Consider the following 24,211-nt stretch of genomic DNA (forward strand, 5'->3'; position numbering starts at 1 on the left):
CATGGATGGCTCGTCTGTCTGGTCGGTAGGGGTGCCTTGATTGTCGTGGCAAGGCGTCAACCGAGGAGTGAAGGTGGAGGGTATTTCAGCAGCCTGCTAGTGGGGCTTTCAAATCCACCTTTCCTTGATCCACACCTGCAGTGTTGGATCAGAAATTTGTACTGTTTGAGAGGCTGGCCTGTAGGGCTCCATTTGTGCTTCTGCCTATCTGGATTCTTGGCAGGAAGCTGGCCCACTCGCTCTCCCTCCGAGGGCTGGCTGATTCCCAATGCCCCTTGCAGGCAGGCGGGCAACGCTTTTCAAGATTGTGAGAATTCTTAAAGATTCATATACTTTACTTCTTTAAAAGAGGGTTCAGTTTGAGCGAGCCGAAGCTTCTTCAGCAGCGCATCGAATCTGCACCCTATCCCCGCAGGAGCCCCGCCATGACCACCGTTGAACAAGCACCGCCGCTGACCCAGGCGTTGCAGCAGTCCTACCGGCACGGGTTCGTCACCGACGTGGAGAGCGACTCGCTGCCACCGGGGCTGGACGCCGACACCGTGCGCGCCATCTCGCGCCGCAAGCGCGAGCCTGATTTCCTGTTGCAGTGGCGCTTGGCCGCCTTTGAGCGCTGGCAGTCCATGGCGCATCCGCACTGGGGCCAACTTCGCATCGAGCCGGTGGACTTCCAGGCCCTGAGCTACTACTCGGCACCCAGGTCGCAGAAAGACGGACCCAAGAGCCTGGCTGAGGTGGACCCCAAGTTGCTGGAGACTTACGAGAAGCTTGGCGTGCCGCTGCACGAGCGGGCGCGCCTGGCCGGGGTGGCAGTCGATGCTGTATTCGATTCGGTATCCGTCGGCACTACCTTCCGTGAGCAGCTGGCCGAAGTCGGCGTAATCTTCTGCTCGTTCTCGCATGCCGTGCAGCACCACCCGGCCCTGATCGAGCGTTACCTCGGCACGGTGGTGACGCCGGGCGACAACTTCTACGCGGCGTTGAATTCGGCGGTGTTCTCCGACGGCTCCTTTGTCTACATCCCAAAAGGTGTTCGTTGTCCGATGGAGCTATCGTCCTACTTCCGCATCAACGCAGCCAACACCGGCCAGTTCGAGCGCACGCTGATCATTGCCGAGGAAGGCAGCCACGTGAGCTACCTAGAAGGCTGCACGGCGCCGCAGCGCGACGAACACCAGTTGCACGCGGCGGTGGTCGAGCTGATCGCCCACGACGACGCCCACATCAAGTACTCGACGGTGCAGAACTGGTACCCCGGCGACGAACGAGGCCGGGGTGGCATCTACAACTTCGTCACCAAGCGAGGCCTGTGTGCGGGCCAGCGCTCGCACATCGCCTGGACGCAAATTGAGACCGGATCGGCCATCACCTGGAAGTACCCGAGCGTAGTTTTGCGCGGCGACGATTCGCGCGGCGAGTTCCATTCAATCGCGGTCAGCAACCACTTCCAGCAGGCCGACACCGGCACCAAGATGATCCATCTGGGCCGCAACACCAAGAGCCGCATCGTTTCCAAAGGCATCAGCGCCGGACACGCCCAGAACAGCTACCGCGGCCTGGTGCGCGTGGCCCCGACCGCGGCCGGTGCCCACAATCACACGCAGTGCGACTCGCTGCTCATCGGCCCCGACTGCGGTGCCCACACCTTCCCGTACATCGATGCCGCGCGCGACGACGCCCTGGTGGAACACGAAGCCACCACCACCCGTATTTCCGAAGAACGCCTGTTCTATTGCCAGCAGCGCGGCATCCACCCGCAGGACGCCACCGCCCTCATCGTTGGCGGTTTTTGCCAGTCGGTGCTCGACGAGCTGCCGATGGAGTTCGCGCTCGAAGCGAAGGCGCTGCTAGCTGTCTCGCTCGAAGGCGCTGTCGGCTGAGCTCACCCACCCGATTCCACAGAAAAGAGCCTCCATGACCCATGCCGAACCCCTGTTGCAGGTGCGCGATCTGCGCGTTGACGTTGGCGGTCGCCACGTGTTGAAGTCAATCTCGCTTGATGTCCCGGCCGGTGCGCTGGTGGTGCTCATGGGCGCCAACGGCAGCGGCAAGAGCACCCTGGGCCTGACGCTCGCCGGCCATCCGCGCTACAGCGTTGTCAGTGGCCAGGTCCGCTTTGGCGGGCAGGACCTGCTGGCCATGAGCCCTGAGGCGCGCGCGCGCGCCGGGCTGTTTGTCTCGTTCCAGGCGCCGCCCGAGATCCCCGGTGTGAAGAACAACCTGTTCATCCGGACGGCCCTCAACGCCGTGCGCGAAGCGCGCGGCGAAGCACCGCTCGATGCCTTTGATTTCCTCGGCGACGCGCGGGCCGCAGCCACCCGGCTTGGGCTGCCCGAGGCGATGCTGGCGCGTCCCGTCAACGACGGTTTTTCTGGCGGGGAGCGCAAGCGCAACGAGCTGTTGCAGCTGGCCCTGCTGCGACCACGCCTGGCCATGCTCGATGAAATCGATTCGGGCATGGACGTGGACGGAACCCGCGCGGTGGTAGATCTGGTGCAATCGCTGCGCGCCCAGGGCACCGCTTTTGTGGTGGTCTCGCACTACCTGCAGCTGATCGAGTCGCTGGAGCCCGACGCGGTGATGCGGCTCGACCAGGGCTGCATCGCCGAGACCGGTGACCTGGCGCTCGCCCGGCAGATTTCGCGGACCGGCTTTGTGCGCGCGGCCGACGCGCTGGAGGCCTGAGCATGGACCACGCACGCGCCGACATCCTGGCCGCCCGCCACCGGCTGCAAGATGCGGGCTGGATCCCGCGAGACGCCGAGGCGTTTCGCCATCTGCCGCCACCGCCGGCCGCTGTCTGGCTGGGCGAAGCGCCCGAAGCCGCGTCGACCGGCTGTGACGACCACCCGCTGAGCGGCGCAGGCTGGACGCTGCACCCCCTCGGTCAGACGCCGCAAGGCCGTGTGGACGCCCGCTGGTTCGATGCCACCGACCCGGCGCAGCGCAAGGAGCTGTTCGCCGGCCTGCCGTTGCCCTTTCATGCCGAAGGTGTGGCCGAAACTGGTGATACCACCCAGCAAGATGCCGCGCCGTTTGCCTGGGTGCACCACGCGCTGTGCCGTCACGGCCTGCGGCTGCGCGTTGGCGGTGAACACGACAGCGGTCAGAGGGTCGCAGAGACGGTGTGGATACAGCTGCGGCACCAGCCGCGCAGCGCGGTCGAAGCACCGACGCTGGTGATCGATGTGCAGGACGGCGTGCACTGCGTGCTGGTGGAAACCCACCACCGCCATCACCGTGAAGGGGTGGCCTGTGAGCAGCCGGTGGTGCAGAACTTGCACACCCACATCCGGCTCGGCGCGAGCGCCACCCTGCAGCACCTGCGCAGCGTACAGCCCGGCGCGGCCGACCGGGTCGCCCACCACCTGCACCTGCAGCTCGGGCCGGACGCGCGCTACGAACAAGGCCTGATCGCCACCGGCAGCCGTTACCACCTGCAACGCCAGGTAGTCGAGTTGGCGGGTGTCCGCGCAGAGGCCCGCAGCGTGGGCTTGCTGCTGGCGGCCGGTGCCGACCTTGAACAACAGGTGCGTATGCTGCACACCGGCGAGCGCACCCGCAGCCACGTCGAGGCGCTGGCGCTGGCCAGCGGCAAGGCGCGTGCGGTGGTCAACGCCTACACCCGCATCGCACCGGGCGCGGCCGACGCGGAGGTGCGGCAGCGGCTCACGGGCGTTCCCACCGGCGGCCAGCCCCGGCTGGTGTTGCGGCCGCACCTGGAGATCCACCACGACCAGGTGCAGGCGGCCCACGGCGCCACCTGGGGCGCCTTGCCCGAAGACGCGCTGTTCTACGCCCGCCAGCGCGGCCTGGACGAACGCAGCGCGCGCGGCCTGATCATCGAAGGCATGGCCAGCGCCTTGCTCGCGCGGGCCTTTGGTAATCCCCAGTTCATCGAGTCGCTCGACCTCGCGGGCCTGCTGCACCAAGCGGTGGCCCAACACCTGAGCGATGACCCCACCGCCCCTACCACTCAGCAGGAGGCTGCCCATGGGTGACGCCCTTTGGACCGACCGCCTGGCGCTCGATACCGTGCGCTCGCAGTTTCCGATGCTCGCGCAGCGCATCCACGGTGCCGAGCTGGCTTACCTCGACAACGCGGCCACCACCCAGATGGCCCTGGCGGTGCAGGAGGCGATGCACGCCTTCGAGCAGCACGACCGGGCCAACATCCATCGCGGTGTGCACACGCTGAGCCAGCGCGCCACCGACGCCTTCGAGCGCGCCCGCAGCGATCTCAAGCGCTTTGTCGGCGCCGGACCCGATCACGAGCTGGTGTTCACCTCGGGCACCACCGACGCGCTGAACATGGTGGCCCATGGCCTCTCCACCGCCGGCCATCGGTCCGCCTGGCTGCAGGCCGGCGACGAGATCGTGGTCAGCGGCCTGGAACACCACGCCAACCTCGTGCCCTGGCAACAGGCGGCGCGGCGCACCGGTGCGGTGTTGCGCGTGTTGTTGCCCGATGCCCAGGGGCGGCTGCATGCGGCTGACCTGCGCCGCCTGCTCACCCCCCGCACCCGCGTGCTGGCGCTCACCGCCTGCGCCAACGCCACCGGCGAGCGCCCGCCCTACGAGGCCCTGTTCCAGCTCGCCGCCGACGCGGGCGCGCTGACCGTGCTCGACGCAGCCCAGGCCGTGGCCCACGGGGTGCCCGACCTGTCGGCGCTGGCCTGCGATTTCATGGCCTTTTCGGGCCACAAGATGTACGGGCCCATGGGCAGCGGCGTGCTGGTGGGCCGGCGTGCCGCGCTGGAACGGCTGGAGCCCTTGCGCTACGGCGGCGATATGGTGGCCTGGGTGAGCTCCACCGAGGCCAGCTTTGCCGAACTGCCGGCGCGGCTGGAAGGCGGTACGCCCAACGTCGCGGGTGCGATCGGCATGGCGGCTGCGGCGGGCTTCATCGAACAGATCGGGCGCGATCGCATCGACGTCCACCTGAGCGCGCTGCGCGAACACGCTGCTGCGGGGCTGGCCGCGCTGCCCGGCATCACGGTGCTGTCGGCCCACAGCCGCGCATCGGCCATCGTCTCGTTTGTCGCCGATGGCGTGCACCCGCACGACATCGGCACCGTGCTGGACCAACTCGGCATCGCGGTGCGCACCGGTCACCACTGTGCCCAGCCGCTACTCGAACACCTGGGCCTGGGGCCTACCACGCGCGCTTCGTTTGCGCTCTACAACACGCACGCCGAGGTGGAGCGCCTGCTCGCCGGCGTTGCGCATGCCATAAAGGTGCTGCAATGATTACAGAAACAGCCGCCGAAATCGACCTCTACCAAGACGTGGTGATGGATCACAAGCGCGCGCCGCGCCACTTCGGAACGCTGGCCGCACCAACACATCAAGCGCGCGGCCAGAACCCGCAATGTGGTGACGACCTGCGGGTGGCCCTGGTGGTCGACGATGGGCGGGTGAGCGACATCCGCTTTCACGGCCAGGGCTGCGCGATCTGCATCGCGTCCGCGTCCATGATGAGCGAAGCGGTGCTCGGGCAAGAGGTGGCGCTGGCGCAGGCGCTGCAGGGCCGGTTCCGCGCCGTGCTCACTGGCCAGATGGAGGCCGAAGAAGCGCACCTGGGCAAGCTGATCAGCCTGGCCGGTGTGAGCCGTTACCCAGGCCGCATCAAGTGCGCGCTGCTGGGCTGGCACGCGCTGATGCACGCCTTGGCCGCTGAGGCCGAGAGCGCCAGCAACGCGTCGGAGGCGACGCCATGAGTGCACGACGCGAACGGGTGATCGTCAGGCGCAATGTCGAGGTAGCCTGCGTGCCCGATGGAACTCCAGCCGAACTGCCGGCAGGCACGCTGGTGCAGATCACCCAGGCGCTCGGCGCGTCGTTCACCTTGCTGGTCGATGGCCAGCTGATGCGCCTGGCCGGTGCGGATGCCGACGCCATCGGCAAGCCGGTGCCGGTGGCTCCGGTGGTGGTGCAAGCGGAGGGGCCCGAAGGTGTGCGGGCGCAGGTCTGGCAGACGCTCAAGACCTGCTACGACCCGGAGATTCCGGTGGACATCGTTGAGCTCGGCCTGATCTATGCCTGTGACGTGCTGCCGATGGACGACAGCGACGATTTCAGGGTGTCGATCGAGATGACCCTGACGGCGCCCGGCTGCGGCATGGGGGACCTGCTGGTGGAAGAGATCCACGAGAAACTGCTGGCCTTGCCCCGTGTGGCGCAGGTGGATCTGGATTTCGTGTTCGATCCTCCCTGGGACCGCTCTAGGATGTCCGAGGCCGCGATGCTGTCGCTGGGCCTGTGAGACGGTGAAGCGGTGAGGAACGCTCGCGGCATCGCTATTTCCGTCCGTTCCTCATTTTTCGCCTTTACCCATGGCACCGGCCGCATGGGCCGCGTGCGCCGGGGTGAAGGTTTCTAGCGCTACCGTTTGAGCTCTCCGAGCTTGTCATGAACCTTGCTCCACGCGTCGGCATCTGGCAGCGCGGGCTTGGTCCGGGTGATCGGCTTCCACTGCCGGGCCAGTTCGGCGTTGAGCAGCGTGAAGTCGCGCTGGTCGCTGGGCACGTCTTCTTCGGCGTAGATCGCCGCGACCGGACATTCCGGGACACAGACCGCGCAGTCGATGCATTCGTTGGGGTCAATCACCAGAAAGTTCGGTCCTTCGCGAAACGCGTCGACCGGGCAGACGTCGACGCAGTCCGTGTATTTGCAGCTGATGCAGGCTTCAGTGACCACGAAGGTCATGGCAATGGCTCCCGGTCAGCCGCCGCAGGATCCGCAGCAGGAGTCCACTCCGTGCACGGGCTTGCTGCTGGCGGGTTTGGTGATCTCGACACGCCATTGCTCGGGGCCGTTTTCCAGCGCGGCCCAGTTGAACGCGCCATAGAGGCCGCTGTCGAACTGCCCGCGCAGCGGCAGCGGGTTGTGGTCGTTGATGAGTTCCATGGCCGCGCCGGGCGGTAGCGCCATGAAGGTGGTGAACACCAGCGAGTGACGTTCATGCGGAGCGATGGTGCGCAGGTCCACGGTGGGGGCGGGATTGGTAGTGGTGTTCATGAACGTGTCCTGAGTTGGGAGAAGAGGAATGGGTTGAAAAATCGGAACGGGAGGAAAGAAAGGATTCAGACGTCCTTGCCAATGAAAAGCGGCTTGTGCAACCGGGGGGTGTAGATAATGAGGTCGATCGCAAACGCGACCGACCCAACCGTTGCCGCCGCCCAAAAGGGAGTCGCGAGCAGGGCAAACATCACAGCCACCAGGTCAAAGGGCCTGAATGCCAAACTCAGCAGCGACCTGCCCAGAGGCTGCGCCGCTGTGGTGCGTTCAGGTGGCGAGACGTGCAAGGACAGGACGGACATGGTGTGGTGGGCGATGCAGGACTAATAGGTCACCGCAAAGTGCTTATAAGAAGTACTTGACATGAATCTTATATCCAAACCATCTTTTAAAGAAATATACTGATTACCTCTTTAGGGGTATCCATGCGACTTGCCGAGTACACCGACTACACCCTGCGCGTGCTGATGTATTGCGCTGCCCGCCCGCATCAGCTGGTGACAATCAGCGAGCTGGCCGAACACCATGGGGTATCCAGGAACCACCTGATGAAGATCGTCACAGACCTGGGCCGCCAGGGTGTGCTGGAAACCATCCGTGGCCGCGGCGGCGGACTGCGCCTGCAGAAGGACCCGAGCCAACTGCGCATCGGCGACGTGGTGCGTGCCTCGGAGACCGATTTCCGCCTGGTCGAATGCTTCGACCCCGTTTCCAACCAGTGCACGCTGTCTCCGACCTGCCGTTTAAAGGGCTTGTTCAACGCCGCCTTAGGCTCCTACTTCAGGGAACTCGACGGGATGACTCTGGCCGACATCGTAGGGCCCGTGTTGGTGCCGACAACGGGGCGTGCCACGTCGCCCGGGGTTTCTCTGGTGACGGCGCCCAAAAGCCTTCGAAAACCCACGACCAAGGTCACGCCCAGCGCGTGAGCGCATTGCAAACACGACCTGCCGCGCCAGCGGACCACCAATTCCCCACAACCTGACGCCTTGCGTTGGGCCCCTTCAACTTTGATCCAAGGAACCGTCATGTCACAACCTCACGCACACCTGTCACCCGACGCTATCTACCCGTTCGACGCCCGCGGCGTGGCTAAACGATTCCGGCACGCCGCCATATTCGGCGCCCTGGACAGCCTCCAGCCGGGCGAGACCATGCGATTTGTCAACGACCACGACCCCTTACCGCTGTTGTCGCAGCTTGCGCAGCGCTACGGCGACCGTGTCGGCGTGGAATACCGACAGCGCGAACCAGGCGTGATCGTGATCGACTTCAGCGTGCATTGACCAGCCCTAACGATGTGGCGCTTCATGGGGCGTGCGGCACCGTGTAGAGCCATCGCGAGCTCGGGCTGGTGGTTTGTGAGCGCGCAACCGACACTTGATAGCCACTCGGTTGGACGCCATTATTGCCACGCGCTGAGGCGCATTCAGCCTGTCCCAACGACAGACCTTGTTGGGTCGGCAGTGCCTATTGGACACGTCATTCTGCGGCCCCTCGGCCGGCGCTTGGCCGCAGGCACCGTCACCACTGCTTCTATGAATGGGCACTGGACCGGCGCCATTGCAGCTGGCTGGATGACAGCTCTGAGAACTTGACCATGACCAGCGGGCGCGACCAGCAGCGACCGAGATCGACCCTGAGGAGTCCTCGGCCTCGTACAAAAGCAGTCTTTGGGACAGGGTCGAGCCACGGACCCGAGCCCTCCCATCCTCAGTTCACGCCGTCGGCCCTGGAGTGCGGGCCACATTCATCAGCCAGCACACAAACAACGCCCCAGGCGCGCGCCGGTCATTCGACCGTGACGCTCTTGGCCAGGTTGCGCGGCTTGTCCACATCGGTGCCACGAGCGCAGGCTGTGTGATAAGCCAGCAGCTGCAGCGGCACCACGTGCAGCAGTGGGCTGAGCTGACCATAGTTTTCAGGCATGCGGATGACGTGAATGCCTTCGCTGCTTTCGATGCGGGTGTCGGCGTCGGCCAGCACATACAGCACGCCGCCGCGCGCGCGCACTTCCTGCATGTTGCTCTTGAGTTTTTCAAGCAAGGCGTCGTTGGGCGCTACGGTCACCACGGGCATGCTGCTGGTCACCAGGGCCAGGGGGCCGTGTTTGAGTTCACCAGCCGGGTAGGCTTCCGCGTGGATGTAGCTGATTTCCTTGAGCTTGAGCGCGCCTTCGAGCGCAATGGGGTAGTGCAAGCCCCGGCCCAGAAACAGTGCGTTTTCCATGCGGGCAAAGTCTTGTGCCCAGCTGATGACCTGCGGCTCCAGCGCCAGCACGGCTTGCAGCGCCACAGGCAGGTGGCGCATGGCTTTGATGTGAGCGGCTTCCTGCTCTGCCGTGAGACGCCCCCGCGACTGTGCCAGCGCCAGCGTCAGCAAAAACAGGCCGGCGAGCTGGGTGGTGAAGGCCTTGGTGCTGGCCACGCCGATCTCGACGCCCGCGCGCGTGACATAGGCCAGCTTGCATTCGCGCACCATGGCACTGGTGGCCACATTGCAGATGGTCAAGGTGTGCTGCATGCCCAAAGACTGGGCATGGCGCAACGCAGCCAGGGTGTCGGCGGTCTCGCCCGATTGGCTGATGGTGACCACCAAGCTGCGCGGGTTGGGCACGCTGGTGCGGTAGCGGTATTCACTGGCCACTTCCACCTGGGTGGGGATGCCGGCGATTTCCTCGAGCCAGTATTTGGCCGCGCAGCCGCTGTAGTAACTGGTGCCGCAGGCCAGGATGAGCACGCTGTCGATCTCTTTGAAAACGCGCCATGCCGCTGCGCCGGGCTCGCCGTGCAGGCCGGCACCGTCAAACAGTTCGGGCACGATGCCTTCGACGCCTGCGAGCGTGTCGGCAATGGCGCGTGGCTGCTCGAAGATTTCTTTTTGCATGTAGTGGCGATAGGGGCCCAGCTCTGCCGCACCGCTGTGGGCCTGCACGGTGCGCACGGGACGTTGCGCAGGGGTGAGGCTTTCGCGCCCCTTGCCAACAATCCAGTAACGGCCTCTTTGCAGGTCTACCAGGTCGCCTTCTTCGAGGTAAACAACCTGGTCAGTGACGCCCGCCAAGGCCATGGCGTCGCTGGCCAGAAAGTGCTCGGAGCCATCCTTTCCCACGCCCAGTATCAGTGGCGAACCCGCCCGCGCACCCACCACGCGTTGGGGTTCGTCCTTGTGCATCACGGCGATGGCGTAGGCGCCACGCAGTTCGGCCACAGTGGCACGCACCGCGTCGAAAAGATCGCCGTTGTAGTGACTGTCCACCAGGTGCGCAATGACTTCGGTGTCGGTCTGGCTGGCAAACACATAGCCGCGCGCCTGCAGCGCGGCGCGCAGCTCTTCGTGGTTTTCGATGATGCCGTTGTGCACCACCGCCACGCGCCCGGGCGTGCTGGCAGATGCATCTGCGCCGGTGCCATGGCTGAAATGGGGGTGCGCGTTGGACACGGTCGGCGCGCCGTGCGTGGCCCAGCGGGTGTGCGCGATGCCGGTGGCGCCTTCAAGGTGGTCGGTCTGCACTTGCTCCAGCAGCTCGGCCACGCGGGCCGTGCTGCGCGCGCGCCGCAGCCCCGCAGACGACGATGCATTCAGGCTGGCCGCATGCACCGCCACGCCGCAAGAGTCGTAGCCTCGGTACTCCAGCCGCTGCAGGCCTTGAACAAGAATGGGAACGATGTTGCGCGATGAAACTGCGCCGACGATGCCGCACATAGGAAAGCTCCTGAAAATGTGCTGCGATGGTAGGGCTTGTAAGATTTAATTTTCAATCAAATAAAAACACTATTTGATCGAAAATTTCACCACATCATAAATACAACTGAAAATTTCATAAACTCTCAATTTATGGAATTATCAACACTCGATGCCATCGACCTGCAGCTGCTCGACCTGCTGCAGCGCGATGCCGCGCAAAGCAACCAGGCGCTGGCGCAACAGGTGCATGTGTCTGCGCCCACCTGCCTGCGGCGCATCAAGCGCCTGCACACCGAAGGCCTGATCGAGCGCCAGGTGGCCCTGCTGCAGCCCGACCGGCTGGCCGCGCTGCAAGGCCACGGGCTGTCGGCCATTGTGGAAGTGACGCTGGACCGCCAGGGCACCGAATGGCTGGACGGCTTTGAGGCCCGTGCCGTGGCCGAAGACTGCGTGCAGCAGTGCTGGCGCGTGTCGCCGGGGCCGGATTTCATGCTGGTGGTGCACACCCGCGACATGCCAGGCTATCTGGCACTGTCGCAGCGCCTGTTTACCGACGACGCCAATGTGCGCAACGTGAAAGCCTTTTTTGCCACCCGTCGGGCAAAATTTGAAACAAAAATGCCACTAGCCCTTGCGTAGCAAGCTGCAATAGCTATGTTTTTCATAGCGTTTTAATCCATCCATCCGCGCTCCGTACGGGCCGGGTTGCCGTGGCGGCAGGCTGCGGCATACAGTCAGCCCCAACAGCTGCCCCGCGCTGCCCCACCGCGAAGGAAACGCCACATGGAATTCAAGGACTACTACCAGGTGCTGGGTGTCAGCAAAACGGCCACCGCCGATGACATCAAGAAGGCCTACCGCAAGCTGGCGCGCAAATACCACCCCGACGTGAGCAAGGAAGCCGATGCCATGGCGCGCATGGCCGAGATCAACGAGGCCAACGCCGTGCTCTCCGACCCCGAAAAGCGCGAGGCTTACGACGCCCTGGGCCGCCAGGCACCACACCGCCCGGGGCAGGACTTTCGCCCCCCGCCCAACTGGGACGCGGGCTTCGAGTTCTCCGACGGGGCCGGCGCAGCCGGTGGAACCGACGGCGAATTCAGCGACTTTTTTGAGCAACTGTTTGGCCGCCAGGCGCGCGCGCAGCGCGCGCACCGCGCTACGGGCCAGCACCGCCAGGCGCCACCGGATGCCGAGTGGGGTGGCACACCGCCGCCCACGCGCGGCATCGACCACCACGCCAAGATAGAGCTTGATCTGCTGGACGCCTACCAGGGCGCCGAGCGCACCCTGGCACTGCGCGGTGCCCGGCTGGACGATGCGGGGCATATGGTGCACGAACAACGCAGCCTGCAGGTCAAGATCCCCAAGGGCGTGCGCGAAGGCCAGCTCATCCGCCTGTCGGGCCAGGGCAGCCCGGGCACGGGCGGCGCCCCTGCGGGCGACTTGTTTCTGGAGGTGCAATTCAAGCCCGACGCCCGCTGGCGCGCCATCGACCGCGATGTGTACCAACCCGTGGCCGTGGCCCCGTGGGAGGCCGAACTGGGCGCCGTCGTCGAGGTGCAGACCCCGGCAGGCGCCTTGGAGGTGACCGTGCCTGCGCACTGGAAAACCGCACGCAAGCTGCGCCTGAAGGGCCGGGGCATTCCGGCCGCCACGCCCGGGGATCTGTATCTGGAACTGACGGTTGCCCTGCCCCCGGCCCACACCGATGCCGAACGCGCTGCCTACACCGCGCTGGCCCATGCCTTCCCCCGCTTCAACCCCCGCGCCACCCCGGGAGCCTGACCATGACATCTGCCCACAACACCCCCACCGTGCAGCCGGGCGAGCTGCTGGACGACTCGGCCCTGCTCTCCCTGGAAGACCTGGCCCGCACCTGCCACATGGCGCCGGACTGGGTGAGCGAACGGCTGGAGGCCGGCCTGCTGCAGGCCGACAGCCCAGACGGCCACTGGCGCTTTGTCAGCGCCACTGTGGTGCGCGCACGCCGGCTGGCCCAGCTGGAAACCACCTTCGACGCCGATCCCCATCTTGCAGCCCTCACGGCCGACCTGATGGAGGAAGTGGCACATCTGCGCCAACGCCTGCAGCACCTGGAGGCCGCCACGGGCCCTGGACCACAACCCAGGTGACCTGCGTGGTGACCCGTGTCGTGACATCACCGTGCCATTTTTCGCTGGCGCTGGCGGGAGGCAACCTGTAGGATTTCGTAACAACTCCCTGTCTGCCGGGCTCCCGGCACACCATGCCCCAGTGGCGCCCGACTCACCCATTGACGATGCCCAATCCCAAGCGCCAACTCCCCCGCCGCGTCTATCCCTTGCGCGCGCTGGGCATGGGGCTTGCGGGCCTGGTGGTGGGCGTGGTGCTGTGGGAGCGCAATGCTGGCCTGGCGGCATGGCTGTGCATGGCTGCGATCTCTTTCGTGTGGCCCCATGTGGCCCACCTGCTGAGCCGCCGCAGCGCTGACCCCTACCGCGCCGAAATACGCAACCTGCTGGTGGATTCGGCGCTGGCAGTGGTCCTGGTGACCCTGATGCACTTCAACTTGCTGCCCAGCGTATTGCTGGTCACTCTGACCATGGTGGACAAGATCACCACCGGCATCCGGGGCCTGTGGGCCCGCTCGCTGCCGGGCATGGCGGGGGCTGCAGTGGCCGGTGCGGCGTTCAACGGCTTTCAGTGGGCGCCAGAAACATCCATGCCGGTGATTCTGGCGTGCCTGCCCGTGATGGTGCTGCACACCCTGTCGGTCAGCTTGGTGAGCTACCGCCTGATCCGCAGGGTGTCACGCCAAAACCAGCTGCTCGACGAATTGCGGCGCATCGACGCCCTCACGGGCCTGTATGACCGCGGCCACTGGCAAGAGCAGGCCGAAGCCACGCTGCGCCGCCACCACGCCACCGATGAACCGGCCTGCCTGGTGATGCTGGACATCGACCATTTCAAGCAGATCAACGACCAGCATGGCCACACCGTGGGCGACGAGGTGCTGCGCGCGCTGGCGCGCATCGTGCTCAGCAATGTGCGCGCCACCGACTGCGCGGGCCGCTACGGCGGCGATGAGTTCGCCATCGTGCTGCGCGGCATGCACCTGGACGGCGCCACGGCGGTGGCCCATCGCATCCGCGAACAGGTGCAAGCCCTGCAGTTGCACGACATGCCCGGCCTGCAGTTCACCACCAGCATGGGCGTGGCAACGGCCGACCACCGCCACAGCAGCCTGCGCGCATGGACCAACGCCGCCGATGCCGAGCTTTACCAGGCCAAGGCTGCGGGGCGCAACCGTGTATCGGCCAGTTCCATGCCAGACATGGCGCCGGTGGTGTAGCCGCTTCGTCTTGCTGATTCGGCGCCAGCGCCCGGCGCAGGGTGGGGCCGCCAATGCGGGTCAATGCCCACCAGGTGCCTGCCTGCGCAGGGCGGCGGGCAAAAGCGGCGAAAAAGCTGCAGCCATCAGGCGGCGTCGCTTGGCCACTCCACCCGCACCGTGCAGCCAGCGCCCGGCACGGCGGTGGCAGTGATGGCGCCGCCATGGCGTTGCGCAATGGCGCGGCACAGCGCCAGCCCTGTGCCCACGCCTTCAAACTCGCTTTCGCGGTGCAGGCGCTGGAACACACCAAACAATGTGCCGGCGCGTGCGGGGTCAAACCCCACGCCGTTGTCCTGCACGGTAAAGGCCACATGGCCAGCCGGTGCGACAACAGCCTGCACGGCAATGCAGGGCTGCGCTGCCTGGCGCGTGAACTTGAGGGCGTTGCCCAACAGCTGCACCAGCAGCTCCTGCAGCAAGGCCGGGTCGGCCTGCAGCGTGGGCAGATCCAACGCAATGCGCCACTCCACCGCCCGCCCGGCCTCGACAGCGGCAAGTGAGGCACGCGCCTGAACGATGGCATCTGCCAGCAAGACGGGCTGCAAGCGCAGCGGCGCCCGGCCCGCGCGCACCAGAGCCAGCAGGCCGTCGATCATGAGGCCCATGCGTTTGGCGGACTGGTCCATGGTGGCCAGAAAACCCAGCGCCTCCTGCACCTCGGGACCCTGCGCCACCTCGGGCGGCAAGTCGCCCAGCACCTCGCGCACCAGCGTGCCGTACGAGGTGACATGCCGCAGCGGCGCGCGCAGGTCGTGCGAAACCGCGCGCAAGAACTCTTCTTGCGCAGCGGCCATGTCGGCCACCTGCTGCTGGCTGCGGGCCAGCTCGGCGCGCAGCTCCTGCAGCTGGTGTTCGACGATGGCGTCGGGTTGCGTCATGGCTTGGGCATCTTGGCGGGGCGCTGCCAGTTTTCTTTGGTGATCTGCTTTCCCCGCGCCACGCCCAGCGCACCCGCAGGCACATCCTTGGTGATGGTGGAGCCGCCGCCCACGGTGGCCCCCGCGCCAATGGTCACAGGCGCCACCAGCACGCAGTTGCTGCCGATGTGCACGTCGGCCTCGATCATGGTGCGGTGCTTGTTGGCGCCGTCGTAGTTGGCAGTGATGCTGCCAGCACCGTAATTCACGCGCTCGCCCACGGTGGCGTCACCCAGGTAGGCGAGGTGGTTGGCCTTGGCGCCGTCGGCCAGGGTGCTGTTCTTCACTTCCACAAAGTTGCCGATGTGCACCTCGCGGCCCAGTTGCGCGCCGGGGCGCAGGCGGGCAAAGGGGCCAATCAATGCGCCCTCGCCCACCGTGGCACCGAGCTTCTCGCCGTCGATGTGGGTGTAGGGGTGGATGACGGCGCCCGCAGCGATGCGCGCGTTGGCAATGCAGCAGTTCGCGCCGATGCTCACGCCCTCGCCCAGCTCCACACGGCCGGTAAAGACGCAGTTCACATCCAGCTCCACGTCCTGCCCGCAGACCAATGCGCCGCGCACCCCGGTGCGGGCATCGTCGCGCAGGTCAAACCGTGCGGGGTCGGCCAGGCGCACGCCTTGCTCCATCAAGGCCCGCGCGGTGCGCAGCTGGTGCGCGCGTTCCAGTTCGGCCAGTTGCAGCGGGCTGTTCACGCCCGCCACCTGCAGCGCATCGGTGATGCGGTGGGCCGCCACGGGCACGCCGTCGGCGACGGCCATGGCGACAATGTCGGTAAGGTAGTACTCGCCCTGGGCGTTGTGGTTGGTCAGCCGTGCCAGCCAGCCACGCAGCAGGCGCGCGGGCACGGCCATGATGCCGCTGTAGACCTCGGTGATGGCACGCTGGGCGTCGGTGGCGTCTTTGTGCTCCACGATACCTTGCACCGCGCCTTCGGCATTGCGCACGATGCGGCCATAGCCCGTGGGGTCGGGCAGGGTCACTGTGAGCAGCGCCAGCTGCCCGCCTGCGCTGGCAGCCACCAGCGCGCGCAGCGTATCGGCCTGGGTCAGCGGCACATCGCCCGACAGCACCACCACTGTGCCGTCATCGCGCAGGTGGGGCACGGCCTGCTGCACGGCGTGGCCGGTGCCCAGCTGGGGCTCCTGGCGCACGAACTTCAAGTCAAATGTGCCTGTAGCGCTTGCTGCACCTACGGTAGCCGCTTCTACTTCTGTAGCGCCGTGGCCGGTGATGACGATGGCGCTGCGCGCCTGCAGGTGCGCGGCCTGGTCCAGCACATGGTGCAGCAGCGGGCGCCCGGCCAGGCGCTGCAGCACTTTGGGGATGCGGCTTTTCATGCGCGTGCCCTTGCCGGCCGCCATGATGAGAATGTCGAGTGAGGTCATGAAAAAGAAGTGTTGTGTGCACAGCAGGCACCCGCCGCGCGGGCATGGCACGAATTATCGTGCGGCACACTACAATGCACCAAACGCTATAAATACAATAGCTACTAGCGCTTATCCATTAAGCGCTAGAGGCCATTTTGACCATATTCTTAGCAACGCAGGCGGTGCCTACAGCAACGGCATCAGCCGCGGCGGGGTGTCGTAATACTCAGCGATGCGCGCCAGGGCCCGCGTGTTCAGCAGGCGCAGCCGCCCGTTCTTGATCTCGTGCAGGCCCAGCCTCGACAAGCCGCGCAGCGTGCGGTTGGTGTGCACCAGCGACAACCCCAGTGCATCGGCGATGTGCTGCTGGTTGAGCGGAAACGCCACCGTGCCGTCCTCGACCAGCCCGATGCGGTCGAGCCGCCGGTACAGGTGCATGATCAGCATCGCCACGCGCTCGGTGGCGTTGCGGCGGCCGGCGGTCAGCAGGTTGTCGTCCACATGGCCTTCTTCGTGCGCCGACAGCCAGGTGATGTCGTAACCCAGGCGCGGATGTTCGCGAAACAGTGCCCACAGGCTGTCGTTCTGGAACACGCACAAAGAGCAATCGGTGAGTGCCTCGATGCCATGTGCGGACACATCGCCAAACTCTTGCTGCAGACCCACCAGGTCGCCGGGCAGCAAGAAATTGAGGATCTGGCGGCGCCCGTCGCTCATGGTCTTGTAGCGAAATGCCCAGCCCGAATACAGCGTGAACAGCTTGGCGTTGGTCTGGTTCTCACGCACCAGCGCGCCGCCCGCGGCCACCGCCAGGCTGTCGGTACGAAAGCCCTCAATGAAATTAAGCACCTCGGGCTTCACCGCCGTAAATGCGCCGGTCTTGCGCAAGCGGCATTCGCGGCATGTGGGGGGGCACGCGTGGGGCGGCAAGGTGGCAATCATGGTGCGGCGATTCTAGGTGGGGGAAGGCAACCCACCCGAGACTACGCGCCCCGCAGCGCAGCGGGCACGCAACGCCCGCCCCGACTGTGTCTTTTGACATTGCGCGGCTATCGCCCCCCTCCTACATTCAGTCGCACTTATGACCCATTGCGCCGCCCTCTACGAAGTGCTCTACGTGAGCACCCTCGCCCCCCTTCACCCCCCGAGAGTGGTGGCCGAGATTGCCGCAAGGGCGCGCCATGTCAACGCCGAACTCGATGTCACGGGTCTGCTGATATTTGACGGCCAGCGCTTTTGCCAACAGCTCGAAGGCCCGCAAAAGTCCGTGCTCAAACTCATCGAGCGCATCCGCAACGACCCGCGCCACATCAACGTGGAGGTGCTGCACCATGGCCCGCTGGCGGGGCGGCGGTTTCAGCAGTTCACCCTGGCGTTCAGCACCGTGGAGGACGTGGACGCCCTGGCCCGCATGGAGCAACTGGACGGAGAAGCCGCACTGGCCGCGTTTGAGGCCGTGCGCGGAGATGCCCTGCGCTAAGGCAATGCGGATTCAGACCGTGCGGAACAACTAACCCGCTGGCGCCGGGGCATTGCCCGGTAAAGCGCAAACCGGGCCAGGCCCGCGGCACACCGCCCACCAGCGTGCACGACCTCTGCAACGGCCGTGCCCAGGGCCCGCCCAAGCTGTCCCAAGGCTTGCCCCAGGTCGCGCAGCGGTTGCACCACGCCATGCTCCCAGTCACGGGCGTCGACGCTGGCGGCACGCAGTGTAGCGGGGGCGGTCACGCCCTCCCAACGCACTTCCACCGCTTCGGCACAGCCGGGCGGGCTCCAGGCTTCCATCACGACATGCTGGCCGGCAGCGACGGCCAGGCAGTCGCCCGCCTGCAGCACATGATCAGCCCCGGCCCCCGGCAGGTCGCCCCAACACCCACGCAGGGTGAGCCAGGCGCGCCCCCGGGCCACCCGCAGTGCACCGGGGGTTTGCAGGCGCAGCGACAGCGCACGGCCTGGGGCCAGTTGCCAGCAACCGGCCGTGCTGCGGCCCACCCTGTTGGTCCGAGCGGATTGTTGCAATTCCAGACATGAAAGGGATGACATGGCGGCCTCCTTGGCACGAAAAATAGGCTTTAAAGACAACGCATGGTGCGCCGACCACTGCCCACAGTCCAATGAAACCGCGGTACGCTATTCATTCCACCAACGCATGAATCATCGTTCCCATGGCCACTGCCGAATACGCCCCCGCCGTGCTGCGCACCCGCCCCGTGGCCACCGGCCACTGGCGCGCCTTTCTGGCCGTGGCACGGCACCTGAACTTCCGCGCCGCAGCCGATGAGCTGGCGCTCACGCAGTCGGCCGTGAGCCGCCAGATCCAGGCGCTGGAAGAAGAAGTGGGTGTGGCACTGTTCCTGCGCCATACGCGGGCCGTGGAGCTGACCAGCGCCGGTGCGCAGCTGCAGCGGGCCGTGGCACCGGCACTTGAGCGCATGGACGCCGCCGTGCGCCAGGTGCGCCAGACGGCGGGGCGCCGCAGCGTGGCCATCACCACCTGGGCCAGCTTTGCATCCATGTGGCTGATTCCGCGCATGGAAGAGTTCCAGCGCGACAACCCGGGCATCGACATCCGCATTGATGCCAGCGACGTGCCGGTGGACCTGGAAACCTCGGATGTGGACCTGGCCCTGCGCTACACCCTGCCAGGCCCGGGCATCCAGGGCGGGCTGCGCCTGTTTGGCGAGCAACTGGCGGTGGTGGCGAGCCCCTGGCTGCTCAAAAGTGGCAAGCCCCTGCGCACCCCGGCCGATGTAGCCCAGTTCACCCTGATCGAGGCGGGCGACGCGCACCGCAGCCAGCACCTGGAGTGGCTCAGCTGGCGCCGCTGGTTTGAAGCGTGCCACCTGACCCGGCTGCAGCCCGAGCGCTGGCTGTATTTCAACTACGCCCACCAGATCGTGCAGGCCGCCCTGGCCGGCCAAGGCCTGGCGCTGGCACGCATGCCGCTGATTGCCGACGCACTGGCCGCTGGAGACCTTGTGGAGGTGCTGCCCGGCCACCGCATCGACTCCCCGCTGGCCTATTGGCTGATGGTGGGGCCGCGCAGCGCACAACGGCCGGAAATCAAGGCGTTCTGTGCCTGGCTGCAGGTACAGGCCGAGGCCACCCGCCAGGCCATTGGCGATGTGCCCGATCCGGATCTGAATGACAACCTGGATTGAGCAGGAGCCGGCGCGTCCGACTCACCTCGATTGCTTTTATTTTGATAGCTACCAGCGCCTTTTCCATAAGCGCTAGCAGCCAATGTAATCAAAAAATCAGGCCAGGTTCACGCGTGCAAACTTGCGCTTGCCCACCTGCACCACATAAGTGCCCGCGTCGAGTTTGAGACCCCTGTCGCTGACCACGCCACCATCCACACGCACGCCGCCGCCGTCGATCAGGCGGTTGGCCTCGCTGGTAGACGGCGCCAGGTTGGCCTGCTTGAGCAAGGCACCAATGCCCAGCGGCGCACCCGTCAGGGCCACCTCGGGAATCTCGTCGGGCACGCCGCCCTTGCTGCGGTTGATGAAATCCTGCTCGGCCGCCTCGGCCGCAGCCGCGCTGTGAAAACGCGCGGTGATTTCCTTGGCCAGCGCCACCTTGGCATCCTTGGGGTTGCGGCCACCCGCGATCTCGGCCCTGAGCGCGGCGATCTCGGCCAGGCTCTTGAACGACAGCAGCGTGTACCAGTCCCACATCAGCGTGTCACTGATGGAGAGCACCTTGGCAAACATGGTGTTGGCGTCTTCGGTGATGCCGATGTAGTTGTTCTTGGACTTGGACATCTTGTCGATGCCGTCCAGGCCGACCAGCAGCGGCATGGTGAGCACGCACTGCGGCTCCTGGCCATATTCCTGCTGCAAATGGCGGCCCATGAGCAAATTGAACTTCTGGTCGGTGCCACCGAGTTCCAGATCGCTTTTCAGGGCCACCGAGTCGTACCCCTGCATCAGCGGGTAGAGAAACTCGTGCACCGCAATCGGATTGCCCGCCTTGAAACGGTCGTGAAAATCGTTGCGCTCCATCATGCGCGCCACCGTGAACCTGGCGGCCAGCTGGATCATGCCCGTGGCGCCCAGCGGCTCGCTCCACTCGCTGTTGTAACGAATCTCGGTGCGCGCCGGGTCCAGCACCATGCTGGCCTGGCGGTAGTAGGTCTCGGCGTTGAACTTTATCTGCTCAGGCGTGAGCGGCGGGCGCGTGCTGTTACGCCCCGACGGGTCGCCGATCAGGCTGGTGAAGTCACCAATCAGGAAAATCACCTGGTGGCCCAGATCTTGCAATTGGCGCATCTTGTTCAGCACCACCGTGTGGCCGATGTGAATGTCTGGAGCCGTGGGGTCCAGCCCCAGCTTGATGCGCAGGGGTTGGCCGGTGGCTTCGGAGCGTGCCAGTTTCTTGATCCACTCGTCCTGCGGCAGCAACTCTTCCACGCCGCGCAACGAGATTTCGAGGGCCCGGCCTACACCATCGGATACCGGGTTTTTTGTAACAGAAGATTGATTCATAAGGGTTTTATGGGATGTCCAGACAGCATGCGCCGCTATACTTCAGCCCACACTTGCAGAGGCGGATTCTAGTGGTCTCGCCGTTTCGACACCTTGGTAACCCTGTCGAATGCCTGCAGCCTGACAGCTTGTACCCCCGGTTTTACCCCGCGTTGCAGCGGGTCACATCACCGGGCGTACCTTCACCCTTGGGGACAGACCTTTGATCAACGGCTTCACCACCGCCAGCCTGGCTTTGCTAGACCAGCTGACTCACAGTGTCCAGAAACACCCCAAACGTATCACTGCCGCCGTGGCGGCCCTGCTGCTGACTGGCGGCGGCGGCGCCTTTGCCGTGGCATCGTTGGCACCCGATGCTTCGGACCTGCCGGTACGCCAGATCAGCTACGCCGTGGAATCACTGGCGGAAAGCCCGGCGCTGGCCGCCCTGGAAGCGCCCGGTTTCTCGCTGTACCGCTCCGAGCAGACCCGCAGCAGCGACACCGCGGAATCGTTGCTGCAGCGCATGGGCGTGGCCGACCCTGCCGCCGCTGCCTTTCTGCGCAGCGATGCATCGGTTCGCCAGAACCTGCTGGGCCGTGCGGGCCGCTCGGTCTCGGCCGAAACCACTGACGACCACCGTCTGCTGCGCCTGACGGCCCGCTGGGCCCCGGACGACAACGGCACTTTCCGCCGCCTGGTGGTGGAGCGCACTGGCGAAAAGTTTTCCTCGCGCATCGAAACCGCCCCCCTCACCACCGGCAGCCGCTTGGCGGGCGGGGTGATCCGCAGCTCGCTGTTTGCCGCCACCGAAGCGTCCAGCATTCCCGATTCCGTGGCCGTGCAGATTGCAGAGCTGTTCTCGGGCAGCATCGACTTCCACCGCTCCCTGCGCAAGTCCGACCGTTTTTCGGTGGTCTATGAAACCCTGGAAGCCGACGGCGAACCCCTGCGCAGCGGCCGCGTGCTGAGCGCAGAATTCCACAACAACGGCAAGACCCATCAGGCAATGTGGTTCCAGGACCCCGGCACCAGCAAGGGAACCTACTACACCCTCGACGGCGAAAGCATGCGCCGCGCCTACCTCACATCGCCGGTGGAGTTCTCGCGCGTGAGCAGCAGCTTCAAGATGCGCTTTCACCCCATCCTGCAAAAATGGCGCGCCCATCTGGGCACCGACTATGCCGCCCCCACCGGAACCACCGTGCGCACGGTGGGTGACGGCGTCGTCGAATTTGCCGGGGTGCAGAACGGCTTTGGCAATGTGATCTTCGTGAAGCACCGCAACCAGCACCAGACCGTGTACGCACACCTGAGCCGCATGGATGTGAAAAAAGGCCAAACCGTCGAGCAGGGCCAGACCATCGGTGCCGTGGGCGCCACGGGCTGGGCCACGGGCCCACACCTGCATTTCGAGTTCCGCGTGAACGGGGAGCACCAGGACCCCCAGACCATCGCCCAGCAAAGCGAAGCCGCCGCCCCGGTGTCGGCTGCCGCACGGCCCGCCTTCGATCGCCTGGCCGCCAACATGCGCGTGCAACTGTCGGCTGCCGCGCTGGTGCTGCAGGCCAGCGCAGAATAAGCCGCTGCCGCACCTGGCACGCAGCGCTGGTGCGATAGGCCATCGGACATGCGCGGCTTGTACATTGGCCTCATGTCGGGCACATCGCTCGACGGGGTGGATGGTGTTCTGGCCGATTTTTCACACGAAAAAATGGCCATCATTGGCCATGCATCAGCGCCTTTAGCTCCTGATTTACGAGCAGAAATGCTCGCACTCAACACCCCCGGACCCAATGAACTGCACCGCGCAGCCCTCGCGGGCAACGCGCTGGCCCGGTCTTATGCCGAAGTCGTGCGTACCTTGCTCCAATGCAGCGGTGTTTCTGCCAGCGCCGTGCAGGCCATTGGCGCCCATGGTCAAACCGTGCGCCATCGGCCCCAGGAGTTCGACGGCACGGGTTACACCCTGCAACTGAACAACCCGTCCTTGCTGGCCGAGCACACCGCCATTGCCGTGGTGGCCGACTTTCGCAGCCGCGATGTGGCCGCCGGCGGTCAGGGCGCACCGCTGGTGCCCGCTTTCCACCAAGGGGTGTTTGGCCGTGCGGGTGAGACGGTGCTGGTACTCAATATTGGCGGCATCTCCAACCTCAGCGTGCTGGGAGCTGACGGCAGCGTGCAGGGCTTTGACTGTGGCCCCGGCAATGCGCTCATGGACCACTGGTGCCAGTTGCATACCGGCCAGGCGTATGACTGCGGCGGTGCCTGGGCCGCCCAGGGCCAGGTCCTTCCCAACCTGCTTGCCACACTGATGCAAGAGCCTTTTTTGCACCAGCCGCCACCCAAAAGCACCGGACGCGACCTTTTCAACCCGGCGTGGCTGGCAGCGGCGCTGGCCGGGTTTCCCATGGCACGGCCCGTTGACGTGCAGGCAACATTAACCGAATTGACCGCTAGCGCTTGTGCAGAAAGCGCTAGCAGCTATGGAAATAATAGCAAAATACTGGCGGTGTGCGGTGGTGGCGCCTTGAACACGCACCTGATGCAGCGCCTGCAGGCGCTGTTGCCAGGTGTCTCGGTGGTGCCGACCGATGACCTGGGCCTGCCGGCAATGCAAGTGGAGGCTGCTGCCTTTGCCTGGTTGGCTCGCCAGACGCTGCTGGGCCAAACCGGCAACCTCCAAAGCGTCACGGGCGCAAAAGGCGCCCGTGTTCTAGGGGCCGTCTACCCGGCCTGAGGTATCTGCCCTCCCGAGTGGTCAGGCCGAGAAGCTGGAACCGCAGCCGCAAGTGCTGGCAGCGTTGGGGTTCTTGATCACAAATTGGGCGCCCTGCAGGTCTTCCTTGTAGTCAATTTCGGCGCCCAGCAGGTACTGGTAGCTCATGGCGTCGATCAACAGGGAGACACCGTTCTTGGTCATGGTGGTGTCGTCTTCGTTCGTGATTTCGTCGAAGGTGAAGCCATACTGGAAACCCGAGCATCCGCCACCCTGGACAAACACGCGCAGCTTCAGATCGGGGTTGCCTTCTTCGGCGATCAGGTCTGCCACCTTGGCCGCAGCACTGTCGGTGAACAGAATGGGGGTGGGCATTTCGGTCTGGATGTTTTCTGCAACTGCACTCATGGGGTACTCCAATTCAGGATTTCCCGTGAATGCTACTGCAATCCAGTCGGGAATTCAGGCGACCGGCTTTTGACGCCAGTTTCAGTGGGGGCATTGCACCCAACAGCTCGCTGTGCGGCTTGCACACGCACACGCGCCAGCCGGGCGCACCAACAAAAAACCGCCCGTAGGCGGTTGTTTTGGCTGCCCACCACCGCAAGGATGATGGGCATGAAGCGCGGCCAAAGACAGCGCTTGCGCAGTGG

At 65.4% G+C, this 24,211-nt stretch carries 26 protein-coding genes; 16 read left to right on the forward strand and 10 right to left on the reverse strand.

The window, feature by feature from the left end; genetic code table 11:
• Nucleotides 1-425: 425 nt before the first annotated feature.
• From sufB to sufT, 6 genes are read left to right on the forward strand one after another with little or no spacing between them, the layout of a single operon-like run.
• Nucleotides 426-1,880 carry a Fe-S cluster assembly protein SufB gene (gene sufB, locus B7Y64_RS07990; RefSeq protein ID WP_024814098.1) on the forward strand — a complete coding sequence of 485 codons (1,455 nt, stop codon included), beginning with the start codon at nt 426-428 and terminating at the stop codon, nt 1,878-1,880.
• Nucleotides 1,881-1,914: 34 nt separating this feature from the next.
• Complete coding sequence (gene sufC / locus B7Y64_RS07995; RefSeq protein ID WP_291326116.1) at nt 1,915-2,685, forward strand: Fe-S cluster assembly ATPase SufC; 771 nt, start codon at nt 1,915-1,917, stop codon at nt 2,683-2,685.
• Nucleotides 2,686-2,687: 2 nt separating this feature from the next.
• Nucleotides 2,688-4,001, forward strand: coding sequence for a SufD family Fe-S cluster assembly protein (locus B7Y64_RS08000; protein WP_291326114.1), 1,314 nt, complete (start codon nt 2,688-2,690; stop codon nt 3,999-4,001).
• The gene (locus tag B7Y64_RS08005) at nt 3,994-5,250 is read left to right on the forward strand and encodes a SufS family cysteine desulfurase (protein ID WP_291326112.1); all 1,257 of its coding nucleotides are present in this window, start codon (nt 3,994-3,996) and stop codon (nt 5,248-5,250) included. Before B7Y64_RS08000 ends, B7Y64_RS08005 begins: the two co-directional genes overlap by 8 nt.
• Entirely contained in the window at nt 5,247-5,720 is a 474-nt protein-coding gene (gene sufU / locus B7Y64_RS08010; RefSeq protein ID WP_291326110.1) for a Fe-S cluster assembly sulfur transfer protein SufU, read from the forward strand. Before B7Y64_RS08005 ends, sufU begins: the two co-directional genes overlap by 4 nt.
• A complete protein-coding gene (gene sufT, locus B7Y64_RS08015) occupies nt 5,717-6,265 on the forward strand; it encodes a putative Fe-S cluster assembly protein SufT (RefSeq protein WP_114656697.1) in 549 nt (182 codons plus the stop codon). Before sufU ends, sufT begins: the two co-directional genes overlap by 4 nt.
• Nucleotides 6,266-6,384: 119 nt before the next feature.
• On the opposite strand, the gene fdxA is transcribed toward sufT, so the two are convergent.
• The 3 genes from fdxA to B7Y64_RS08030 all read right to left on the reverse strand — a co-directional run bounded on the left by fdxA (nt 6,385) and on the right by B7Y64_RS08030 (nt 7,322).
• Nucleotides 6,385-6,708, reverse strand: coding sequence for a ferredoxin FdxA (gene fdxA, locus B7Y64_RS08020; RefSeq protein WP_291326108.1), 324 nt, complete (start codon nt 6,706-6,708; stop codon nt 6,385-6,387).
• A 15-nt stretch (nt 6,709-6,723) separates the two neighbouring features.
• On the reverse strand, nt 6,724-7,020 hold the full coding sequence (locus B7Y64_RS08025; protein WP_114656699.1) for a DUF2249 domain-containing protein: 297 nt from the start codon (nt 7,018-7,020) through the stop codon (nt 6,724-6,726).
• Between the two features lie 65 nt (nt 7,021-7,085).
• Entirely contained in the window at nt 7,086-7,322 is a 237-nt protein-coding gene (locus tag B7Y64_RS08030) for a hypothetical protein (RefSeq protein ID WP_291326106.1), read from the reverse strand.
• A 123-nt stretch (nt 7,323-7,445) separates the two neighbouring features.
• Here B7Y64_RS08030 and B7Y64_RS08035 point away from each other — a divergent pair, with 123 nt between their 5' ends.
• Nucleotides 7,446-7,949: an Rrf2 family transcriptional regulator gene (locus B7Y64_RS08035; protein WP_291326104.1), complete on the forward strand. Its 504-nt coding sequence runs from the start codon at nt 7,446-7,448 to the stop codon at nt 7,947-7,949.
• Nucleotides 7,950-8,048: 99 nt separating this feature from the next.
• A complete protein-coding gene (locus B7Y64_RS08040) occupies nt 8,049-8,306 on the forward strand; it encodes a DUF2249 domain-containing protein (protein WP_114656702.1) in 258 nt (85 codons plus the stop codon).
• Between the two features lie 505 nt (nt 8,307-8,811).
• Here the strand turns inward: B7Y64_RS08040 and glmS are convergent.
• The gene (gene glmS / locus B7Y64_RS08045) at nt 8,812-10,725 is read right to left on the reverse strand and encodes a glutamine--fructose-6-phosphate transaminase (isomerizing) (RefSeq protein WP_024814079.1); all 1,914 of its coding nucleotides are present in this window, start codon (nt 10,723-10,725) and stop codon (nt 8,812-8,814) included.
• 132 nt (nt 10,726-10,857) lie between these two features.
• On the opposite strand from glmS, the gene B7Y64_RS08050 reads away from it, so the two are divergent.
• The 4 genes from B7Y64_RS08050 (at nt 10,858) to B7Y64_RS08065 (ending at nt 14,041) form a co-directional block, all read left to right on the forward strand.
• A complete protein-coding gene (locus B7Y64_RS08050; protein ID WP_291328641.1) occupies nt 10,858-11,346 on the forward strand; it encodes an Lrp/AsnC family transcriptional regulator in 489 nt (162 codons plus the stop codon).
• Between the two features lie 144 nt (nt 11,347-11,490).
• On the forward strand, nt 11,491-12,495 hold the full coding sequence (locus tag B7Y64_RS08055) for a DnaJ C-terminal domain-containing protein (protein WP_291324107.1): 1,005 nt from the start codon (nt 11,491-11,493) through the stop codon (nt 12,493-12,495).
• 2 nt (nt 12,496-12,497) lie between these two features.
• Nucleotides 12,498-12,842: a chaperone modulator CbpM gene (locus B7Y64_RS08060; RefSeq protein ID WP_111864697.1), complete on the forward strand. Its 345-nt coding sequence runs from the start codon at nt 12,498-12,500 to the stop codon at nt 12,840-12,842.
• Nucleotides 12,843-12,988: 146 nt separating this feature from the next.
• Nucleotides 12,989-14,041 (forward strand): sensor domain-containing diguanylate cyclase, encoded by a 1,053-nt coding sequence (locus B7Y64_RS08065; protein ID WP_291324108.1) that lies wholly within the window; start codon nt 12,989-12,991, stop codon nt 14,039-14,041.
• A 125-nt stretch (nt 14,042-14,166) separates the two neighbouring features.
• Here B7Y64_RS08065 and B7Y64_RS08070 read toward each other — a convergent pair whose 3' ends face one another.
• The 3 genes from B7Y64_RS08070 to B7Y64_RS08080 all read right to left on the reverse strand — a co-directional run bounded on the left by B7Y64_RS08070 (nt 14,167) and on the right by B7Y64_RS08080 (nt 17,312).
• The gene (locus B7Y64_RS08070) at nt 14,167-14,961 is read right to left on the reverse strand and encodes an ATP-binding protein (RefSeq protein ID WP_291324109.1); all 795 of its coding nucleotides are present in this window, start codon (nt 14,959-14,961) and stop codon (nt 14,167-14,169) included.
• Complete coding sequence (gene glmU, locus B7Y64_RS08075) at nt 14,958-16,388, reverse strand: bifunctional UDP-N-acetylglucosamine diphosphorylase/glucosamine-1-phosphate N-acetyltransferase GlmU (protein ID WP_291324110.1); 1,431 nt, start codon at nt 16,386-16,388, stop codon at nt 14,958-14,960. The genes B7Y64_RS08070 and glmU overlap by 4 nt, the downstream gene beginning before the upstream one ends.
• Before the next feature lie 168 nt (nt 16,389-16,556).
• Entirely contained in the window at nt 16,557-17,312 is a 756-nt protein-coding gene (locus B7Y64_RS08080; protein ID WP_114657002.1) for a Crp/Fnr family transcriptional regulator, read from the reverse strand.
• Nucleotides 17,313-17,451: 139 nt separating this feature from the next.
• Between B7Y64_RS08080 and B7Y64_RS08085 the strand changes: the two genes are divergently transcribed.
• A complete protein-coding gene (locus tag B7Y64_RS08085; protein WP_114657001.1) occupies nt 17,452-17,850 on the forward strand; it encodes a BLUF domain-containing protein in 399 nt (132 codons plus the stop codon).
• Here the strand turns inward: B7Y64_RS08085 and B7Y64_RS08090 are convergent.
• Nucleotides 17,847-18,413, reverse strand: a complete 567-nt coding sequence (locus B7Y64_RS08090; protein ID WP_291328642.1) for a DUF2917 domain-containing protein — start codon at nt 18,411-18,413, stop codon at nt 17,847-17,849. The genes B7Y64_RS08085 and B7Y64_RS08090 overlap by 4 nt on opposite strands.
• A 122-nt stretch (nt 18,414-18,535) precedes the next feature.
• Here B7Y64_RS08090 and B7Y64_RS08095 point away from each other — a divergent pair, with 122 nt between their 5' ends.
• Nucleotides 18,536-19,531 carry a LysR substrate-binding domain-containing protein gene (locus B7Y64_RS08095; protein ID WP_291324112.1) on the forward strand — a complete coding sequence of 332 codons (996 nt, stop codon included), beginning with the start codon at nt 18,536-18,538 and terminating at the stop codon, nt 19,529-19,531.
• Between the two features lie 96 nt (nt 19,532-19,627).
• Here the strand turns inward: B7Y64_RS08095 and tyrS are convergent, their stop codons facing one another.
• Entirely contained in the window at nt 19,628-20,860 is a 1,233-nt protein-coding gene (tyrS, locus tag B7Y64_RS08100; RefSeq protein ID WP_114656476.1) for a tyrosine--tRNA ligase, read from the reverse strand.
• Between the two features lie 202 nt (nt 20,861-21,062).
• Between tyrS and B7Y64_RS08105 the strand changes: the two genes are divergently transcribed.
• The gene (locus B7Y64_RS08105) at nt 21,063-22,421 is read left to right on the forward strand and encodes a M23 family metallopeptidase (RefSeq protein WP_291324113.1); all 1,359 of its coding nucleotides are present in this window, start codon (nt 21,063-21,065) and stop codon (nt 22,419-22,421) included.
• A 48-nt stretch (nt 22,422-22,469) separates the two neighbouring features.
• Nucleotides 22,470-23,579, forward strand: coding sequence for an anhydro-N-acetylmuramic acid kinase (locus tag B7Y64_RS08110; protein ID WP_291324114.1), 1,110 nt, complete (start codon nt 22,470-22,472; stop codon nt 23,577-23,579).
• 21 nt (nt 23,580-23,600) lie between these two features.
• Here the strand turns inward: B7Y64_RS08110 and erpA are convergent, their stop codons facing one another.
• Nucleotides 23,601-23,966: an iron-sulfur cluster insertion protein ErpA gene (gene erpA, locus B7Y64_RS08115; RefSeq protein WP_024814065.1), complete on the reverse strand. Its 366-nt coding sequence runs from the start codon at nt 23,964-23,966 to the stop codon at nt 23,601-23,603.
• Nucleotides 23,967-24,211: the final 245 nt, after the last annotated feature.

It is taken from the genome of Acidovorax sp. 35-64-16, assembly GCF_002281195.1.
Classification (GTDB): domain Bacteria; phylum Pseudomonadota; class Gammaproteobacteria; order Burkholderiales; family Burkholderiaceae_C; genus Acidovorax; species Acidovorax defluvii.

What these genes read in the sequence shown, in the direction of transcription:
- sufB (WP_024814098.1), top strand. Translation starts at nt 426, where the DNA reads ATGACCACCGTTGAACAAGCACCGCCGCTGACCCAGGCGTTGCAGCAG.
- sufC (WP_291326116.1), top strand. Translation starts at nt 1,915, where the DNA reads ATGACCCATGCCGAACCCCTGTTGCAGGTGCGCGATCTGCGCGTTGAC.
- B7Y64_RS08000 (WP_291326114.1), top strand. Translation starts at nt 2,688, where the DNA reads ATGGACCACGCACGCGCCGACATCCTGGCCGCCCGCCACCGGCTGCAA.
- B7Y64_RS08005 (WP_291326112.1), top strand. Translation starts at nt 3,994, where the DNA reads ATGGGTGACGCCCTTTGGACCGACCGCCTGGCGCTCGATACCGTGCGC.
- sufU (WP_291326110.1), top strand. Translation starts at nt 5,247, where the DNA reads ATGATTACAGAAACAGCCGCCGAAATCGACCTCTACCAAGACGTGGTG.
- sufT (WP_114656697.1), top strand. Translation starts at nt 5,717, where the DNA reads ATGAGTGCACGACGCGAACGGGTGATCGTCAGGCGCAATGTCGAGGTA.
- fdxA (WP_291326108.1), bottom strand. Translation starts at nt 6,708, where the DNA reads ATGACCTTCGTGGTCACTGAAGCCTGCATCAGCTGCAAATACACGGAC.
- B7Y64_RS08025 (WP_114656699.1), bottom strand. Translation starts at nt 7,020, where the DNA reads ATGAACACCACTACCAATCCCGCCCCCACCGTGGACCTGCGCACCATC.
- B7Y64_RS08030 (WP_291326106.1), bottom strand. Translation starts at nt 7,322, where the DNA reads ATGTCCGTCCTGTCCTTGCACGTCTCGCCACCTGAACGCACCACAGCG.
- B7Y64_RS08035 (WP_291326104.1), top strand. Translation starts at nt 7,446, where the DNA reads ATGCGACTTGCCGAGTACACCGACTACACCCTGCGCGTGCTGATGTAT.
- B7Y64_RS08040 (WP_114656702.1), top strand. Translation starts at nt 8,049, where the DNA reads ATGTCACAACCTCACGCACACCTGTCACCCGACGCTATCTACCCGTTC.
- glmS (WP_024814079.1), bottom strand. Translation starts at nt 10,725, where the DNA reads ATGTGCGGCATCGTCGGCGCAGTTTCATCGCGCAACATCGTTCCCATT.
- B7Y64_RS08050 (WP_291328641.1), top strand. Translation starts at nt 10,858, where the DNA reads ATGGAATTATCAACACTCGATGCCATCGACCTGCAGCTGCTCGACCTG.
- B7Y64_RS08055 (WP_291324107.1), top strand. Translation starts at nt 11,491, where the DNA reads ATGGAATTCAAGGACTACTACCAGGTGCTGGGTGTCAGCAAAACGGCC.
- B7Y64_RS08060 (WP_111864697.1), top strand. Translation starts at nt 12,498, where the DNA reads ATGACATCTGCCCACAACACCCCCACCGTGCAGCCGGGCGAGCTGCTG.
- B7Y64_RS08065 (WP_291324108.1), top strand. Translation starts at nt 12,989, where the DNA reads ATGCCCAATCCCAAGCGCCAACTCCCCCGCCGCGTCTATCCCTTGCGC.
- B7Y64_RS08070 (WP_291324109.1), bottom strand. Translation starts at nt 14,961, where the DNA reads ATGACGCAACCCGACGCCATCGTCGAACACCAGCTGCAGGAGCTGCGC.
- glmU (WP_291324110.1), bottom strand. Translation starts at nt 16,388, where the DNA reads ATGACCTCACTCGACATTCTCATCATGGCGGCCGGCAAGGGCACGCGC.
- B7Y64_RS08080 (WP_114657002.1), bottom strand. Translation starts at nt 17,312, where the DNA reads ATGATTGCCACCTTGCCGCCCCACGCGTGCCCCCCCACATGCCGCGAA.
- B7Y64_RS08085 (WP_114657001.1), top strand. Translation starts at nt 17,452, where the DNA reads ATGACCCATTGCGCCGCCCTCTACGAAGTGCTCTACGTGAGCACCCTC.
- B7Y64_RS08090 (WP_291328642.1), bottom strand. Translation starts at nt 18,413, where the DNA reads ATGTCATCCCTTTCATGTCTGGAATTGCAACAATCCGCTCGGACCAAC.
- B7Y64_RS08095 (WP_291324112.1), top strand. Translation starts at nt 18,536, where the DNA reads ATGGCCACTGCCGAATACGCCCCCGCCGTGCTGCGCACCCGCCCCGTG.
- tyrS (WP_114656476.1), bottom strand. Translation starts at nt 20,860, where the DNA reads ATGAATCAATCTTCTGTTACAAAAAACCCGGTATCCGATGGTGTAGGC.
- B7Y64_RS08110 (WP_291324114.1), top strand. Translation starts at nt 22,470, where the DNA reads ATGCGCGGCTTGTACATTGGCCTCATGTCGGGCACATCGCTCGACGGG.
- erpA (WP_024814065.1), bottom strand. Translation starts at nt 23,966, where the DNA reads ATGAGTGCAGTTGCAGAAAACATCCAGACCGAAATGCCCACCCCCATT.